This window comes from Arthrobacter sp. Bi26 (assembly GCF_918697925.1).
Taxonomy (GTDB): domain Bacteria; phylum Actinomycetota; class Actinomycetes; order Actinomycetales; family Micrococcaceae; genus Arthrobacter.
Genome location: NZ_CAKKMF010000028.1, coordinates 37,776 through 52,510 on the forward strand (window position 1 = coordinate 37,776; position 14,735 = coordinate 52,510).

Sequence of the window (14,735 nt, forward strand, 5' to 3'; positions counted from 1 at the left end):
GCCCGGCCGGAAGTGTCGGGACCGGTGCGTCACCGTTGCACTGGGTCAATGGCCGGGTCCGGTGACGATCTTCTTCCGTTCCGATTCGTGCGCGCCGCCCTTCTTCGCCAGCGTGGAGCACGCCTCTTCGATGTCTCGGGCGAGCGTGTCGACGTGCTCGCGGCTCATCGTTTCCTTGACCAGGGCACGCATGATCGTCACGTCCTGGGCGTTCGGCGGCAGGGTGTAGGCCGGCACCATCCAGCCGCGTTCGGCCGAGAGCTGCCAGGCAATGTCGAACTCGTCGTACCCGGGGTCGGCGGCGAGCCGGAACGCGACCAGGGGAAGTTGCTCCTCGTCGGGGCCGATGATCTCGAACCGGCCCATGGCCTCCAACTTCTCGGCGAGGACGCGGGCGTTGGTCTGCATGTTCTGCATGATGTAGGTGTAACCGGCGCGGCCATAGCGCACGAAGTTGTAGTACTGGGCGAGAACCATCGACGAGCCCGTGGAGAAGTTCAGGGTGAAGGTCGAGTCGGTCTTGCCGAGGTAGTTCTCCTCGAAAACAAGGTCCTTGGCCAGGTCGGCCTTCTCCCGGAAGATCAGCCAGCCGATGCCGGGATAGACCAGTCCGAACTTATGCCCGGAGACATTGATCGAGTGGACCTGCTCGAGCCGGAAGTCCCACTCGGAGTCCGGGTAGAGGAAGGGCCAGACGAACCCCCCACTGGCCCCGTCCACGTGCAACGGCACATCAAGGCCACGCTCACGCTTGATCCGTAGCAGCAGATCGTTGATGCCGGCGATGTCGTCCTTGTGCCCAGTGAACGTCGTACCCAGCACGGCAGCGACACCGATGGTGTTCTCATCGACATGGGCCTGCACGTCCTCCGGGCCGATCGTGTACTTCCCCGGCTGCAACGGCACGATCCGCGGCTCAACGTCGAAGTAGCGGCAGAACTTCTCCCACACGACATGCACGTCGCCGCCGAACACCAGGTTCGGGCTCGACGTCGACGCGCCGGCGTCCTCGCGACGCTTGCGCCAGTTCCACTTCAGGGACAGGCCGCCGAGCATGATCGCCTCGGACGATCCTTGGGTTCGGGCTCCCGTCGTCTCGCCGGGCGCGTGGAAGAGGTCGGCGAGCATCCGAATGCAGCGCTGCTCGATCTCGGCCGTGCGGGGATATTCGGCGTGGTCGATGAAATTGCGGTGCAGGTTCGCGGCGATGATCTGCTGGGCCTGCGGCTCCATCCATGTCGTCACGAAGGTCGCCAGGTTCCGGGCCGGATCACCCTCCAGCGCCAGGTCCTCCGAGACCAGGCGCAAAGCGTCCTCAGCAGGAATGCCGGTCTCCGGGAACTCCCGGCTCGGAACCTCCTGGGTGACGAATCGGTTGCCGAACAGCGCCACGTCGGCATCGGCCGGCTGGAAATTTGCTGACATCACTTCTCCTTCAGAGACTGTTGAAAAGGGGTTACGGATGAGCTCCCCGGTGCGCAGGAACCGAGGCGTCGGTGGATTCTGGACTCAGCATCAGAATCGCTCCGGTGAGGAAGCACAGGCCGCCCACGAGTGTGCCGAGATTGGACAGCTCGGCGTTCCACACTTCGCCGCTCGACGGTATGACAAAGGCCGCGACAGCCGAGATGCCGAAGGCAACAGAGCCGGCCACGTTGATCACGCCGATCTTCCATGTCCGCGGCCTGGGCAGGCCGGCGATGGCGCCACGACCGGCGTCCCGCAACGCAACCCCGCTTGAAACGAGGAAGGCGACTGAACCCAGCGCATCGGGTCGCCACACCCGCTGCTCGGTCAGCGCCGCACTGAGATTGTCCCGCAGTGCATTTCCCGTACTCCAGTTGAACCACAGCGTGCCGGCAAGTTGAACCGCGCCAGCGAGCCAGCCGAGATTCCGCGGCGCCCATACCCAAAACGACTGGCGCCGCGTGGCACGCGCGGCCGGGAGCGCGTCAACGGCTTCGCGGTACTGCAGGAACGCCGCGCAGGTGAAGAACAGCGAACCGACGAAGAATGTGGCCGCACACCAGCGCAGTCCCACGGCCTCGGCGTACAACGGCAGCGCCCCCAAGGCGAACAGACTCGAGCCAATGATGAACAACCAGGCGATCCACCGGCCCCGCACGGTCGAACGGTCCGCGCTGGAGATCTCAGTTGCGTGGTCGGCCTTCGTGTGGGCCCGATGTTGAACGCTGCCGGCATCGTCAGGCGCCACGGACGCCGTCGGGCCCTGGCCCGAGCCCGGACCCGGTGCCGGGAGCACGTTGGTGATCACGAAGGACACCGCCACAGCCACCACCACCTGGGGTGTTACGGCCACACCGTCCACTCCCAGCAGCAGCGTGGCCAGCAGCGTCGATGTCAACGGCAGCCGCAGCATGGCTGCGCACATGGCTCCTATGCCCATGCCGATCGCTGCCGCGAGATTCATTCCGGGCAACCCACTCGCAGCAATACCGAGCGCCGCACCGATGAACATCGACGGGAACACGGGACCACCACGGAATGCGCTCAGCGAGAGCCCGTAGGCCAAGGTCTTACAAGCGATCAGCAGGACCAGCACACCAAGCGAGTAGTCCGCGGCGTGTTCGACCAGTTCCGGAAGTGCGTCCTGCCCCGAGAACAACACCTGCGTGAAGCTTCTCCCAGAGATCAACTGGTACGCCATCGCGGTAAGACCAATCAGCAAGCCGAGCGCAGCGGTCACTAACACCCGGTTCAGATGCACAACAGGACGAAGCGACAGCCCGACCCAGCGGATCAACCATCCCAACAGTGCGCCGACCGCGCCCATGACCACCGCCCAGCCCAACGTCGCCAGCGTCGGCGGCTCCGCAGGCGGCACCACAGGCAGCGCCAGCGAGAAGCTGCCCAACCCGGTCCAGCCGTCCAAGCCGACAAACACCAGCGCCCCGACGCCAGAAGCGAGCAGCCCGGGCAGGGCCATCAGACTCAGCGTCATTCCCCCGATCCCGGCGGCCTCCATGATCAGGAACGCACCGAGCACGGGAGACCCGAGCAAGGTACTGATCGCGGCGAAGCTGCCTGCCGACGCCATGATCGTCAGGGCCATCGGCGGAGCGTCCTTCTTCACTAGGTGCACCGCCAACGCCCCGAGGCCGCCACCGATCGCGATCAGCGGCCCCTCGGGCCCGAGCACCGCACCCAGGCTGAGCGTGGTCAGCGCCGCGAGAACGATGCCCACGAGCTCCCGCCCGTTCGGCGGACCGCCGCCCGTCTTGAACCCGAAAGCAGGCGAGTGGCCCCCGGTTCCCGGCAGATACCGGATGGTCAACGCCGTCAACAACCCACACAGCACCAACCACGGAACCGGCCACCACGCGGGAGCAGGACCCCCTAGGACTTGATTCGGCAGCCCGTCGAAGACGTACCGCTGGATCGTCGCGACCAAAGCGAGAAAGCCGTAAGCAATGGCCGAGATGGGAACGCCCAAGACCGCCGCCAGCACGAGCGCAGCGATGTACGACCTGGAACGAATCACGGCGGCCGGATCGAAACTGGCCGGATCGATACTGGGTGGCGGCGCGGCAGGCTCTCTCAATCCCGGCATCGCGGCGCGCCTATGACGATTCGGGTCACTCCGAATGTCCTTCTTCTAGATCGGGTCGACTTGCCCAGCCGGCCACACCGCGAGCCACCGATGATCACCGGGCAGAACATCAGGCTGCCCTCCGGCGCCACGTCACCGAAGGCTTCCCAATCCGGCACGGACTTAGCCAGCGTCCGCCAGAAGGACGGCCCCCAGCAAACGGAGGCGCCGAGAGGACCGAGAGAACGGGTTCGGTGCGCCCGTGGTAACAGTTGAGCATCCCGTCTCCTTCCGCTGGCCGTGCGCTAGACGGCGGGAGCCTATAGTGGGTCGCGCAAGCGATTTGGGCTGGTCAATCACATGCTCTCCAAGCTAACGCTTTCAGTGGGGGCAGTCCTCACCCAATGCGGGTGAAAAAGAACCGAAGAACACCGACGTCCTTCGGGCACGTCGGTGAGAGTGAAACAGGCGCTGGGGTTCCCCATGGGGATGAGTGGCGGTGGCAGGGTCAGCGAGAGTAGCGAGGCTGTTCAGTATCAGTGGGATAGAAGCAATGGCCAGCCGGAGTTTTACCGGGGCTATTTTGTACCGCCGACCTCGGCCGATCAGGTGCCGCTTTCCCTCGACGAGGGTGTCACGGGCTTCCTTTTGTCCTACGGGATCAGCGGGCTTGCAGTCCGCACGGCAGAGACGACGTCGAGGATCCCGCGGGTGGTCGCGGCCGCATCCTCCTGCTCGCTAATCAAAGACGCATGGGTGGCGCCGTTGATGACGCGGTGCAGGCTGTTGGTCGAGAGAGAGGCAAGGGCTTCCTGCGAAGCCGCCCAGCCGGGCGCGCTCCCACTGCCTGCCGTCAGAACTACCAGCGGCCTATTGGTGAAGTTCCTCAACGCGGCAGCTTGCTGCACCGAGGAGCCCGCATGAATGTACTCGTCGATCGTGCTGCGTAGGTGGTTGGGTGTCATGCCGAGCAACCGGCCGAGGCCAAGTCGAGCTGCGCTCGAGACCAGTGCGGAGGCACGGTTCATCGTGTCGTCGGACTCCGAGCGAGAGGGGTGTGCTGATTCCGAGTCCCATGCTGGTGCGGTTGAGTCCACCAGGACCAATCCGGCTACGTCCTCGGGAAAGCTGGCAGCGAAAGTGAGTGCGTAGAGGCCCCCGAATGAATGCCCCGCCAGCACATACGGTCCCGACTCGTTCCCGCGCTGCAGCAACGTGTGGAGATCGGTCGCGATCTGCGCGCCCTCCTGCGCGGTCCTCGCTGAATCGCTCCACCCACGTCCTGCCCTGTCGTAGACGCACACCCGGGTGTCACGGGCAACGGCCGGTGCGATCAATGCGAGGTCAGACGACACTTGGCCTGCGCCCGGTTCGAGCACGACGGTAGGGCTGCCCGAGCCGGTGCAGTTGAGGTACAGGCGGTGTCCGCCGACGTCGATCAACTGGCCCTGCACTGGAGAGGCCCCCGCATCCGCCGCTTCGCGCACGGTTTCGTAGCCGCTACCCAGTGAAGCCAGAACCAGCATCGCGATCACTGGGTACAGCAGCACGCGCCCGCTCCGGCTACGAAGCTGCCGATTGGCTTGAGAGCCTGTCCAGAGCGCTAACACCATCAAAGCGGGGGGCCATACCCAGGCGAGCACTTCCTGCGCTGGGGAGCCGAACGCCAGCAAAAAGAAACCGCCCAGCCCGATGAAAAGCGCTGGAGCCACCGCCCACTTCTGTGGTTGCTCCGTGAACCTCACCGACAACACAGCCACCATTGCCCATCCCAGCGAAAGCCCCAACAGGATGGCCCCGGTCACGCTGCTCTGGGTTGCTGGAATGAACGGGGCGACGGCCAGCAGCAGTGCAGCGAGGACCCCGGTAATCAATGAGCTGGCTACGATCCAGCCGAGGTGTCCATTCTGGGAAGGATCAGCGCCGGGCGGACGGTCCTGGCCCGTGGATGTGGAGCCCGTGGGAGGGGCTGCCGTCAATTCCTGCCTCGCAGGGAAGAGTGTCATGCGCTAATGCTGTCATTCGCCGGCAGCGGAAGTGCACGGCAAAAATGCCCTGCATGGAAAGGATTCCGCCCACCTGGTGCCTTCGTGAGTACAGTGATTCTATGCACCGAGTTGTCGCCCTGGCACTGCCGGATGTGGTCGCTTTTGACCTTGCCATTCCAGCGCAGATTTTCGGCCACGAGGATGAACGGGGACGGTACTCCTTCCGGGTCTGCGCAGCCCAGCCTGGCCTGGTGCCGACGACGTCCGGATATTCCATCCTGGCCGCTGACGGTTTGGGTGCCCTTCTATCCGCGGATACGGTCGTGGTGCCCGGCTACGCACCGCTGAACGATCCACCCGCGGAGGTCTGTGTGGCGCTGCGTCAGGCAGCGGCCAACGGAGCCCGCATGGTGTCTGTATGCACAGGCGCTTTCGCCCTCGCTGCTGCAGGTCTCTTGGACGGCAAGCGGGCAACCACCCACTGGAGAAACGCCGAACGTCTTCAGACCCTGTACCCGGGAGTCGCCGTCGACGCAGACGTCCTGTACATAGACCAAGGCAGCGTCAGCACCAGCGCCGGGGTAGCGGCAGGCATAGACCTATGTCTGCACCTGGTCCGCAAGGACTATGGAACGGAGGCGGCCAACAGCATTGCACGACGGATGGTAGTGGCCCCGCACCGGGAAGGGGGCCAAGTCCAGTTCATGGAACGTGCGGTCGCCGCGCCTTTGGCCCTCTTCGCCGACACCTGCGCCTGGGCAAGGCAGAACCTGGCTGAACCGCTCACAGTCGACGACCTGGCCGCCCACGCCGGCTGGGCACCCAGGAGCTTCACACGCAAATTTACGGCCGAAGCAGGAATGACACCTTTGAGGTGGCTAAACGATCAACGGATAGGCGAAGCATGCCGGCTCTTGGAAACCACCGATCTGACTGTACAGGCGGTTGCCTCCAGGACTGGTTTGGGAACGACAGCAAATTTCCGGCTCCACTTCACCCGGAAATTTAACACCACACCCTCAAGCTACCGTCGCCTCTACCAAGGCAGGAACCGGCACGCTGCACCAACCTAAAACCCCCTTCCTGGCGGTGCCGTCTCTTAAATGTCACGCGCCCGGCCGTGTCACAGTCCGCCACTCGGCTGCTTTGGTGACAGATCGCGCTAAAGTGTCCGTATGCCCAGGATTTCGGCCGCGAACAACGCCGCCCAACGTGCCGAGACCCAGCGCCGCATCCTGACCGCTTTCGGGGAACTCCTGTTCACCCACGGGCTGCCCGGCCTGACCATGACGGACGTCGCACGCCACGCCCAGATCGGCCGGACCGCCGTCTACAACTACTACGCGGACATCGAAGAACTCCTGATCGCCTACGCCCTGGATGAGACGGAACGGTTCCTGCTCGACCTGCGCGAATCGCTCGATGCGCTGGAGAACCCGGTGGAGCGGCTGGCCGTCTACGTCCGGGCCCAGGTGGAGGACCTGAGCCGGCGCCACCTGCCGCCGGGGCCGGCCATGGCGGCGGTGCTCTCGCCGTCGTCGTTCGCCAAGCTCGCGGACCACGTGGGTGAGCTCAGCGTGCTCCTGCGGGGGATCCTGCGCGACGGCATGACCCAGGGCTACCTGCCCGAGTCGGACGTCGCCCAGCTCGCCCAGCTCATCCACGGCACGCTTTCCTCGAGCGCTGCCCGGGGCGACGGTGCGGGACAGGACGCCGAGGCTGAGGCGCGGCTGGCCCGGACGGTGCGGTTCATCCAGCTGGGCGCCGGGGCCAGGTTCGACGACGCCGGCCGGCCGGTCCGCGCCAACAGTTAAGCCGCGTGCCCTAACTGCGTGCCCTAGCCCGCCGCGGGCGTGGCCGTCGGCAGGATGGGCAGGGTGGTGTCATCCACGATGCGCCGGTCCTCGCGGGGGCAGCTGAGCTGGCCCGGCGTCTGGTCCACGAGTTCCGGCTTGGCCAGTTCCTTGAAGTCGCCGGTAATGATGACGTCCACGCTCGGGTCCGTGCGGCCGTCCTGGACATAGTCCGAGCCGGGCAGGTTGCGCTGGACGCTGAAGGCAGCCGACTGGCCGGCGGCGCCGGAGACGACCAGCGCCACGCCGCGGTAGCTCGACGTCGTGTTCCCCACCGCGCCCACGAGGAACTTCCGGGCGACGAGCTGATCGGCCACGCTCCGGGCCAGGCCCGGCCGGCTCGTGGAGTTGTAGACGTTGACGCTGACCTTATCCGGCGGCGTGTAGTCGTAGGTGGCCGCCGGGCACACCGACACTGCCGCCTTGCTCCGCTCCGCCGCGGGCAGCTTGATCTGGCCGTTCATGATGGCGAGGGCCACCACGATCGCCGCCGCGAGCAGGCCGACAAGCATCACCAGGACCACGCCGTGCAGGATCCTGCGCCGCAGCCGGACGGGGTTGTCTGCCGTGTCGTCCTGCTCCACGAACGTGGCCCGCAGCTCGGAGCCACTGATGACGCGGTGCCCATGCAGGACTCGGACGTCTCGCGGCTTCCTAGCCATTTATCACGAGGACTCGCGCGTGGATTGCGGTGCGCTGGTGCAACGCGGTGCGGACTGCCCGGTGCAGGCCGTCTTCAAGGTAGAGGACGCCGCGGTATTCCACGACGTGCGGGAAGAGGTCGCCGAAAAACGTGGAGTCCTCGGCCAACAGGGCTTCAAGGTCCAGCGTGCGCTTCGTGGTCACCAGCTCATCAAGCCGGACCGGACGCGGCGGCAGGGCCGCCCAGTCCTTGGGCGTGGTGTAACCATGGTCGGGGTACGGGCGTCCCTCGCCCACAGCTTTGAATATCACCATGCCAGCCTAGGGAACTTGGACGCCTGAAGGAATCAAGTTCCGCGGGCGGCGTGAGGTTGTGGCCAAACAGTAACCATCTGTCACACGATGCTTCGCCGCCTGTCACTTCCAGCGCGGGCCGCCGATCTTCTGCACTGTTCACACAAACGGTCCGCGCGGCTGACAGAATAGCCGTATGACTTCACCCGAGACTGCCCCTGTTCCGTCGCCGTCTGCCCCTGTGCTGGCGCTGCTGCTCGACGTCGACGGTCCGGTCGCGAGCCCGGTCACCCGCGAAGTGCAGCCCGGCATCATCGCGGATCTGGTGGCCCTGGCCGCCGCCGGCGTGCCGGTCATCTTCAACACCGGCCGGTCGGACGCGTTCATCCGCGAACAAGTCATGGAACCGATGATTGCTGCCGGGATGCCCGCCGGCACCGTCATCCACGCCATCTGCGAAAAGGGCGCCGTCTGGTTCAGCTACACCGCGGAGGGCCCCGGCCCGGTCCACGTGGATCATGAACTCGCCATCCCGCAGGCCTTCGGCGACGACGTCCGCCGCCTGGTCGCCGAGGACTACTCCGCCCACATGTTCTACGACGAAACCAAGCGGGCCATGGTCTCCGTGGAGCAGCACATCGCCGTCGCCAACCCTGACTACCGGGCCGAGCAGGAACTCTTCGACGCCGACGCCATGGGCATCATGGCACGGCACGGGCTCGGTGTGGTGCGGCTGGACCACCACGTCCCCGATTCGGATGACCAGATCGATTTCCGCGTCGATCCGACCATCATCTCGACCGATATCGAATCGGTCCGGCTGGGCAAAGACCTGGGCGCGAGCCGGGCAGTGGAGTTCCTGGCCGCACAGGGCATCACGCCGCAGGCCTGGCGCACGGTGGGCGATTCCCGCACGGACTACGCCATGGCCGACTGGCTGCACTACAACGACCACGCGGTGAAGCACGTGGACGTCCGGCCCGCGGACGGCATCCCGGTCAAACCCTACGAGGTTCTCACCGCCGCTGATTTGGGGCTCGGCGAGGACGTCATCCACGACGACGCCGGTGGCGCCTTTCTGCACCACTGGCTGGCCGTCGTCACCGGCTGAGGCCCGTTCCGCCGTCACATTCCGTCGTCATGCACCGCAGGTGCCGGCCGGTTTTCCGCGGCAATTTTGAGGCCCGCGTTATCATGCAAGTAGACACCAACGCACTCAAAGAAGCGGGAGATCAGACATTACCGAAGCAGCGATCCAAGACGAGATTTACTATGGCAGTCAGGCATCCGCGGAAGCCCACGCCGAGATCACGTCGGCGGCCGCCGTCGCCAGATTCCGGACCCGCTCCGATGTTGTCCGCCGCCGCGGGCGCTATGCGCTGATCAACGAGAACCGCACGCCGTACCAGGCCATGGTCGAGGACCTGATGTTCCTGCGTTCCGTCATGGCCGGCGCCGGCATCAGCTACTTGCTGGTCCGCGGCAACAACCACCGCCCGGTCGTCGCCGTCGACTGGAAGGACCGCAAGGAACTCCGCGACGCCCTTGTAGAGGCGTGCCGCGACGAGCCGTTCTATTCCATGAGCGTGGACGCCAAGAAGAAATCCTCTGTGCTGGTGGCCGACGGTGAGCTTTCACCGAACCGCCAGTCCCGGATCTTCCGGCTGTACCGGCCCAGGGTGGAGCCGGAGGGCGGCTTTGAATTCGGGGCTTCCGCCGGCGTCCAGCTGGAGCTCTGGAGCTTCGAGGGCGATCAGCTGATCCTGCCGATCGAGAACTCCCTGACGCGCCGCACCATGCTGGCCCAAGACGCGGTGCGCGGCACGGTGGAACGCTACGGCCACACGTGGCCCACCATCGAGAACATGTTCGCGGACCACGCGAGCGACATCAGCTTCGACATCGACCTCGTGTTCTCATGGGTTGACGGCAGCTCCCCCGAGTACATCGCTGCCCGCCGAGCCCGCATGGCCGGCGTGGTGGTGGGCGAGGGAGATGACCACGAGGCCCGCTTCCGCCAGATCGATGAGCTCAAGTACGCCCTGCGTTCGGTCTACATGTTCGCGCCGTGGATCCGCCGGATTTTCATCGCCACGGACTCCCCCACGCCGTCATGGCTGGCGGACCACCCCAGCGTGACGATCGTCCGCAGCGAAGAGTTTTTCGCCGACACTTCGGTTCTGCCCACGCACAATTCGCAGGCCGTGGAATGCCAGCTGCACCACATCGAGGGACTCTCCGAGCACTTCCTGTATTCGAACGACGACATGTTCTTCGGCCGCGCCGTGGGGCCGGACATGTTCTTCACCCCCGGCGGCATCACGAAGTTCATCGAGGCCGAGACCCGGATCGGGCTGGGGGACAACGACGCCGAACGCAGCGGCTTTGAGAACGCCGCCCGGGTGAACCGCAAGCTGCTGTGGAACCGCTTCGGCCGCATTACCACCCGGCACCTGGAGCACACGGCGGCCCCGCTGCGGCGCAGCGTGGTCGAGCAGATGGAACAGGAGTTCCCGGCCGAGTTTGCCAAGACCGCGGCGAGCACGTTCCGGGCCGCGGACAACATCTCTGTGACCAATTCGTTCTACCACTACTACGCGTTGCTCACGGGCCGGGCCGTGACCCAGACGGCTGCCAGGGTGAGATATGTGGACACCACGGCGCGGGCGGGCCTGAACTACCTGCCCAAGCTCCTGGCCAAGCGGAACATGGACTTCTTCTGCCTCAACGACGGCAGCTTCCCGGAGGTCCCCGCGGAAGAGCGGGCCGAGCTGGTCACGGATTTCCTGGAGAAGTACTACCCCATCAAGGCGCCCTGGGAGAAGTAACGAACCGTGACCAAAGCGGGCGCCGCCTCGTTCAGGCAGTGATGACGCCAGCCAGGGATTGCATCAGTTCAGGGTGGTGAACCTGCGGGGCGCCGGCGTCCGGGCCGGGGCCTCGAGCTTGGCCTGCTCCGGGATGGAAATCCCGGCGGCTGCGAGCCGGCGCTGGACTTCCTCAGGAGAGACAAGCTCGCCGACGGCCGGGGTGTCGCCGAGCAGCGCCACTGAGTGCACGATCGTGTGTTCGTAGACGTGGACCAGGTTGAACGCCTGCCCGCCGTCGCGGCCACGGGTGCCGCCCACCGGAACGTTCAGGTCCTGGGTGTAGCAGGTGGCTGAGGCCACGGACACGGGGATACCCGCGAATGTTGCGGTGGTCGAGTAGTGCAGGTGGCCGCCCAGGATGGCGCGGACATCGGAGTTGCGCAGGACACCGGCAAGCGCCGACTGGCCCCGGAGCTCCACGAGCACGGCAAGATCCAGCACGGACGGCACCGGCGGGTGGTGCAGGGCCAGGATGGTCCCGTCCGGGGCCGGCGTGGCCAGCTCAGCAGCGAGCCAATCCAGCTGGCCGTGGCTCAATTCGCCATGGTGGAAGCCGGGCACGGAGGTGTCCAGGGTGATGATGCGCAGCCCGTTGACGAAGTAGCTGTGGTCCACCGGCGCGTCATTGTCGGCCTGGTCCAGGAGCCCGGCCCGGAAGTTGGCCCGGTTGTCGTGGTTGCCCATCGCCCAGATGACCTTCGCCCCCAAGGCCTTGCAGGCCGGATCCACGATTGCGCGGAGCTTGGCATACGCCTCGGGTTCCCCGAGATCAGCCAGGTCCCCCGTGAAGATCACGGCTTCGGGGCGTGCACCCGAGGCGTGGACCTCCTCGAAGAGCTGCCTGAGCAGGGCTTCGCTGTCCACGACGCCGTGCAGGGGTTGCGGACCCCCCAGCAAGTGGGGGTCGCTCAGGTGAAGTAGGAAATGACGTGGCCGGGGGTGCTCGGCCTCGATGCGCTCCATTGCTGCCTTCTTGGTTGGGTGGAAGCGGTGCCTCCAGTGTCCCTCTCAGTAAGAACTATCCAACCAGACATTAGGCAAACAATGTAAAAACTGGGACAGGCATATTGGAAAATCGCGCGTTAACAGGTGGCGTGCCCTCACATGCTCCTGCAGGCATATGCGGGACGCGGCCGCCCGGCGGCACTCCCAAAACCCCGGTTCAGCGGGGCGGGGCCGGCAGTGCCGCCGGGTTGGGGTTGCGCTAGCTGAGGTAGCCGTTCGGGTTGAGCACGAACTTCGTCGCCGCGCCGGCGTCGAATTCGGCGTACCCCTTCGGCGCGTCCTCCAGGGCAATGGCCTTCGCGTTGACGTTCTTGGCGATGTGTACCTTGTCGTGCAGGATGGCCATCATCAGCTGCCGGTTGTATTTCATGACCGGACACTGTCCCGTGGTGAAGCTGAGCGATTTCGCCCAGCCCGTTCCGAGGCTGAGCGACAGCGAGCCTTTCCGTGCAGCCTCGTCTATGCCGCCCGGGTCGCCGGTGACGTAGAGCCCGGGGATGCCGAGGGCGCCGCCGGCGGCCGTGACTTCCATGAGGGAGTTCAGGACGGTTGCCGGGGCTTCCTGGGCTCCGGCACCGTGGCCCCTGGCCTCGAAGCCTACGGCATCAACGCCGCAGTCGACTTCCGGGACGCCGAGGAGCTGCTCGATTTGCTCCGCCGGGCCGCCCTTGCTCAGGTCGACGGTCTCGCAGCCAAAGCTGCGCGCCTGGGCCAAACGGTCCGCGTTCAGGTCCCCCACAATCACGACGGCGGCACCCAGCAGGTGCGCGCTGGTCGCCGCGGCCAGGCCTACGGGGCCCGCGCCAGCGATGTAGACGGTGGAGCCGGGGCCGACGCCCGCGGTGACCGCGCCATGGAATCCGGTCGGGAAGATGTCCGAGAGCATGGCCAGGTCCATGATTTTTTCAAGGGCCCGGTCCTTGTCGGGGAACTTCAGCAGGTTCCAATCGGCGTACGGCACCAGGACGTAGTTGGCCTGGCCGCCGACCCAGCCGCCCATGTCCACGTAGCCGTAGGCGCTGCCTGGCCGGTCGGGGTTGACGTTCAGGCAGATGCCCGTCTTGCGTTCCTTGCAGTTCCGGCAGCGCCCGCAAGCGATGTTGAACGGGACGGAACAGATGTCCCCCACTTTGATGAATTCAACGTCCGGCCCCACTTCCACCACTTCGCCGGTGATCTCGTGCCCAAGCACCAGGTCAGGGGGGGCTGTGGTGCGTCCCCGGACCATGTGCTGGTCCGAGCCGCAGATGTTGGTGGCAACGGTCTTGATGATGGCGCCGTGGCGCACCTGCCGGCCGACGTTGGCGGGATTGACCCCCGGGCCGTCCTTGAGTTCAAAGGTGGGGTAGTCAATGTCTATCAGTTCGACTTTTCCCGGCCCCTTGTAGGCAACGGCTTTGTTCCCTGTCATCTCATTCCTCCTGCGTTCACGGACCCACACGGGGCCCTGCTGTGATTGACGAAGTGTTTGATGCGCCCTCCGCAGGGACACCTCGGCCGCACTGCCGAAGGGCGGCTGTCAGGGATGACTGCGCCGTGGATGTGCCCGGAATGTTGGAGGGTTCGGCCAGTCTAGGGGGTAAGCATGCTTAGGGATAGAGGCTGCGGAATCGGAAGGCGGGCCGGGGCTGTTTCAGTCCAGGGCGGACTGAACAGCGTCGATGATCTCCGGTGAGTCCGGCTCCACGGTGGGCGCAAAGCGGGCGATGACCTCGCCGTCGCGGTTCACGAGGAACTTCTCAAAGTTCCACTTCACCAGGCCGGGCAGGAGCCCGTTCTTGAACTTGGTGAGCTCGGCGTAGAGCGGGTGCTGGTTCTTTCCCCGGACGCTGGACTTGACTGTCAGCGGGAAGGTCACGCCGAAATTGCGCTGGCAGAACTCGGCGATCTCTGCGTCGCCGCCGGGCTCCTGCCCGGCGAACTGGTTGCAGGGGACGCCGAGGACCTGGAAGCCTTGGCCGCGGAACTTGTTGTGCAGTGCCTCGAGTCCTGCGTATTGGGGCGTGAAACCGCACTCGGACGCCACGTTGACCACCAGAACCACCTCTCCCCTGAAGCGGCCAAAATCGGTCTCGGTCCCGTCGATGAGGGTCAAGGGAATGGAGTGCAGAGCTGTCATGGAGCGCGTCCTTGCGATATCGGTGGTCCGGAGCCGGGGTTCGGAACTGTTCCCCCCATTATCCGGCACCGAGGCGTGCGGGTATGGGTGCGCATCCCGGACCCGACGCTGGGCCGGTAACTGGGTCCCGACCCGGCGTCTAACGGCTGGGCGTCGAAGTGGGCGTCGGTGAGGGCTTCGTTGTCACTGCTTTGGTGGCCGACTGCGTGGTCGTCGTGGGCTTCGGCTCATCGGCCGGCGCGGTGACCGGGGCCGGCTGCACAGTGATTGGGGCCGGCGCCAGGGGCCGGCTCGGCGGCGCGGCGCTGCCCGCAGCCTCTGTCGCGGCCGCGGAGGCCGTCGCGGGCGCGGAGGGCGTCGGATTTATCGACGGCATGACCGGCACCGGAGCTGACGGCTTGGCGGGAATTGTTC

At 65.7% G+C, this 14,735-nt stretch carries 13 protein-coding genes; 5 read left to right on the top strand and 8 right to left on the bottom strand.

Annotated elements, in window-relative coordinates:
* Window positions 1–45: 45 nt before the first annotated feature.
* The 3 genes from LQV16_RS09715 to LQV16_RS09725 all read right to left on the bottom strand — a co-directional run bounded on the left by LQV16_RS09715 (window position 46) and on the right by LQV16_RS09725 (window position 5,556).
* Window positions 46–1,425, bottom strand: coding sequence for a glutamate decarboxylase (locus LQV16_RS09715; protein ID WP_229993684.1), 1,380 nt, complete (start codon window positions 1,423–1,425; stop codon window positions 46–48).
* 31 nt (window positions 1,426–1,456) lie between these two features.
* Window positions 1,457–3,571: a chloride channel protein gene (locus LQV16_RS09720; protein ID WP_229993685.1), complete on the bottom strand. Its 2,115-nt coding sequence runs from the start codon at window positions 3,569–3,571 to the stop codon at window positions 1,457–1,459.
* Between the two features lie 632 nt (window positions 3,572–4,203).
* Window positions 4,204–5,556 (bottom strand): alpha/beta hydrolase, encoded by a 1,353-nt coding sequence (locus LQV16_RS09725; protein ID WP_229993686.1) that lies wholly within the window; start codon window positions 5,554–5,556, stop codon window positions 4,204–4,206.
* A gap of 101 nt (window positions 5,557–5,657) precedes the next feature.
* Between LQV16_RS09725 and LQV16_RS09730 the strand changes: the two genes are divergently transcribed.
* Both LQV16_RS09730 and LQV16_RS09735 read left to right on the top strand, forming a co-directional pair.
* Window positions 5,658–6,611, top strand: a complete 954-nt coding sequence (locus LQV16_RS09730; RefSeq protein WP_229993687.1) for a helix-turn-helix domain-containing protein — start codon at window positions 5,658–5,660, stop codon at window positions 6,609–6,611.
* A gap of 102 nt (window positions 6,612–6,713) precedes the next feature.
* Complete coding sequence (locus LQV16_RS09735; RefSeq protein WP_229993688.1) at window positions 6,714–7,352, top strand: TetR/AcrR family transcriptional regulator; 639 nt, start codon at window positions 6,714–6,716, stop codon at window positions 7,350–7,352.
* A gap of 23 nt (window positions 7,353–7,375) precedes the next feature.
* On the opposite strand, the gene LQV16_RS09740 is transcribed toward LQV16_RS09735, so the two are convergent.
* Together LQV16_RS09740 and LQV16_RS09745 are read right to left on the bottom strand one after the other, a co-directional pair.
* Entirely contained in the window at window positions 7,376–8,053 is a 678-nt protein-coding gene (locus tag LQV16_RS09740; protein ID WP_229993690.1) for a LytR C-terminal domain-containing protein, read from the bottom strand.
* Complete coding sequence (locus LQV16_RS09745) at window positions 8,046–8,345, bottom strand: hypothetical protein (RefSeq protein ID WP_026266597.1); 300 nt, start codon at window positions 8,343–8,345, stop codon at window positions 8,046–8,048. Before LQV16_RS09745 ends, LQV16_RS09740 begins: the two co-directional genes overlap by 8 nt.
* Window positions 8,346–8,523: 178 nt before the next feature.
* On the opposite strand from LQV16_RS09745, the gene LQV16_RS09750 reads away from it, so the two are divergent.
* Both LQV16_RS09750 and LQV16_RS09755 read left to right on the top strand, forming a co-directional pair.
* Complete coding sequence (locus LQV16_RS09750; RefSeq protein WP_229993691.1) at window positions 8,524–9,438, top strand: hypothetical protein; 915 nt, start codon at window positions 8,524–8,526, stop codon at window positions 9,436–9,438.
* Between the two features lie 142 nt (window positions 9,439–9,580).
* On the top strand, window positions 9,581–11,155 hold the full coding sequence (locus LQV16_RS09755; RefSeq protein ID WP_229993698.1) for a stealth family protein: 1,575 nt from the start codon (window positions 9,581–9,583) through the stop codon (window positions 11,153–11,155).
* A gap of 63 nt (window positions 11,156–11,218) precedes the next feature.
* Here the strand turns inward: LQV16_RS09755 and LQV16_RS09760 are convergent, their stop codons facing one another.
* The 3 genes from LQV16_RS09760 to LQV16_RS09770 form a co-directional block, all read right to left on the bottom strand.
* Entirely contained in the window at window positions 11,219–12,160 is a 942-nt protein-coding gene (locus tag LQV16_RS09760) for a phosphodiesterase (RefSeq protein ID WP_229993692.1), read from the bottom strand.
* A 241-nt stretch (window positions 12,161–12,401) separates the two neighbouring features.
* Entirely contained in the window at window positions 12,402–13,613 is a 1,212-nt protein-coding gene (fdhA, locus tag LQV16_RS09765; protein WP_229993694.1) for a formaldehyde dehydrogenase, glutathione-independent, read from the bottom strand.
* A gap of 222 nt (window positions 13,614–13,835) precedes the next feature.
* Window positions 13,836–14,321, bottom strand: a complete 486-nt coding sequence (locus LQV16_RS09770) for a glutathione peroxidase (protein WP_229993695.1) — start codon at window positions 14,319–14,321, stop codon at window positions 13,836–13,838.
* A 158-nt stretch (window positions 14,322–14,479) separates the two neighbouring features.
* Here LQV16_RS09770 and LQV16_RS09775 point away from each other — a divergent pair.
* Window positions 14,480–14,735 (top strand): hypothetical protein (locus LQV16_RS09775; RefSeq protein ID WP_229993696.1); only part of this gene is annotated, 256 nt, incomplete at its 3' end.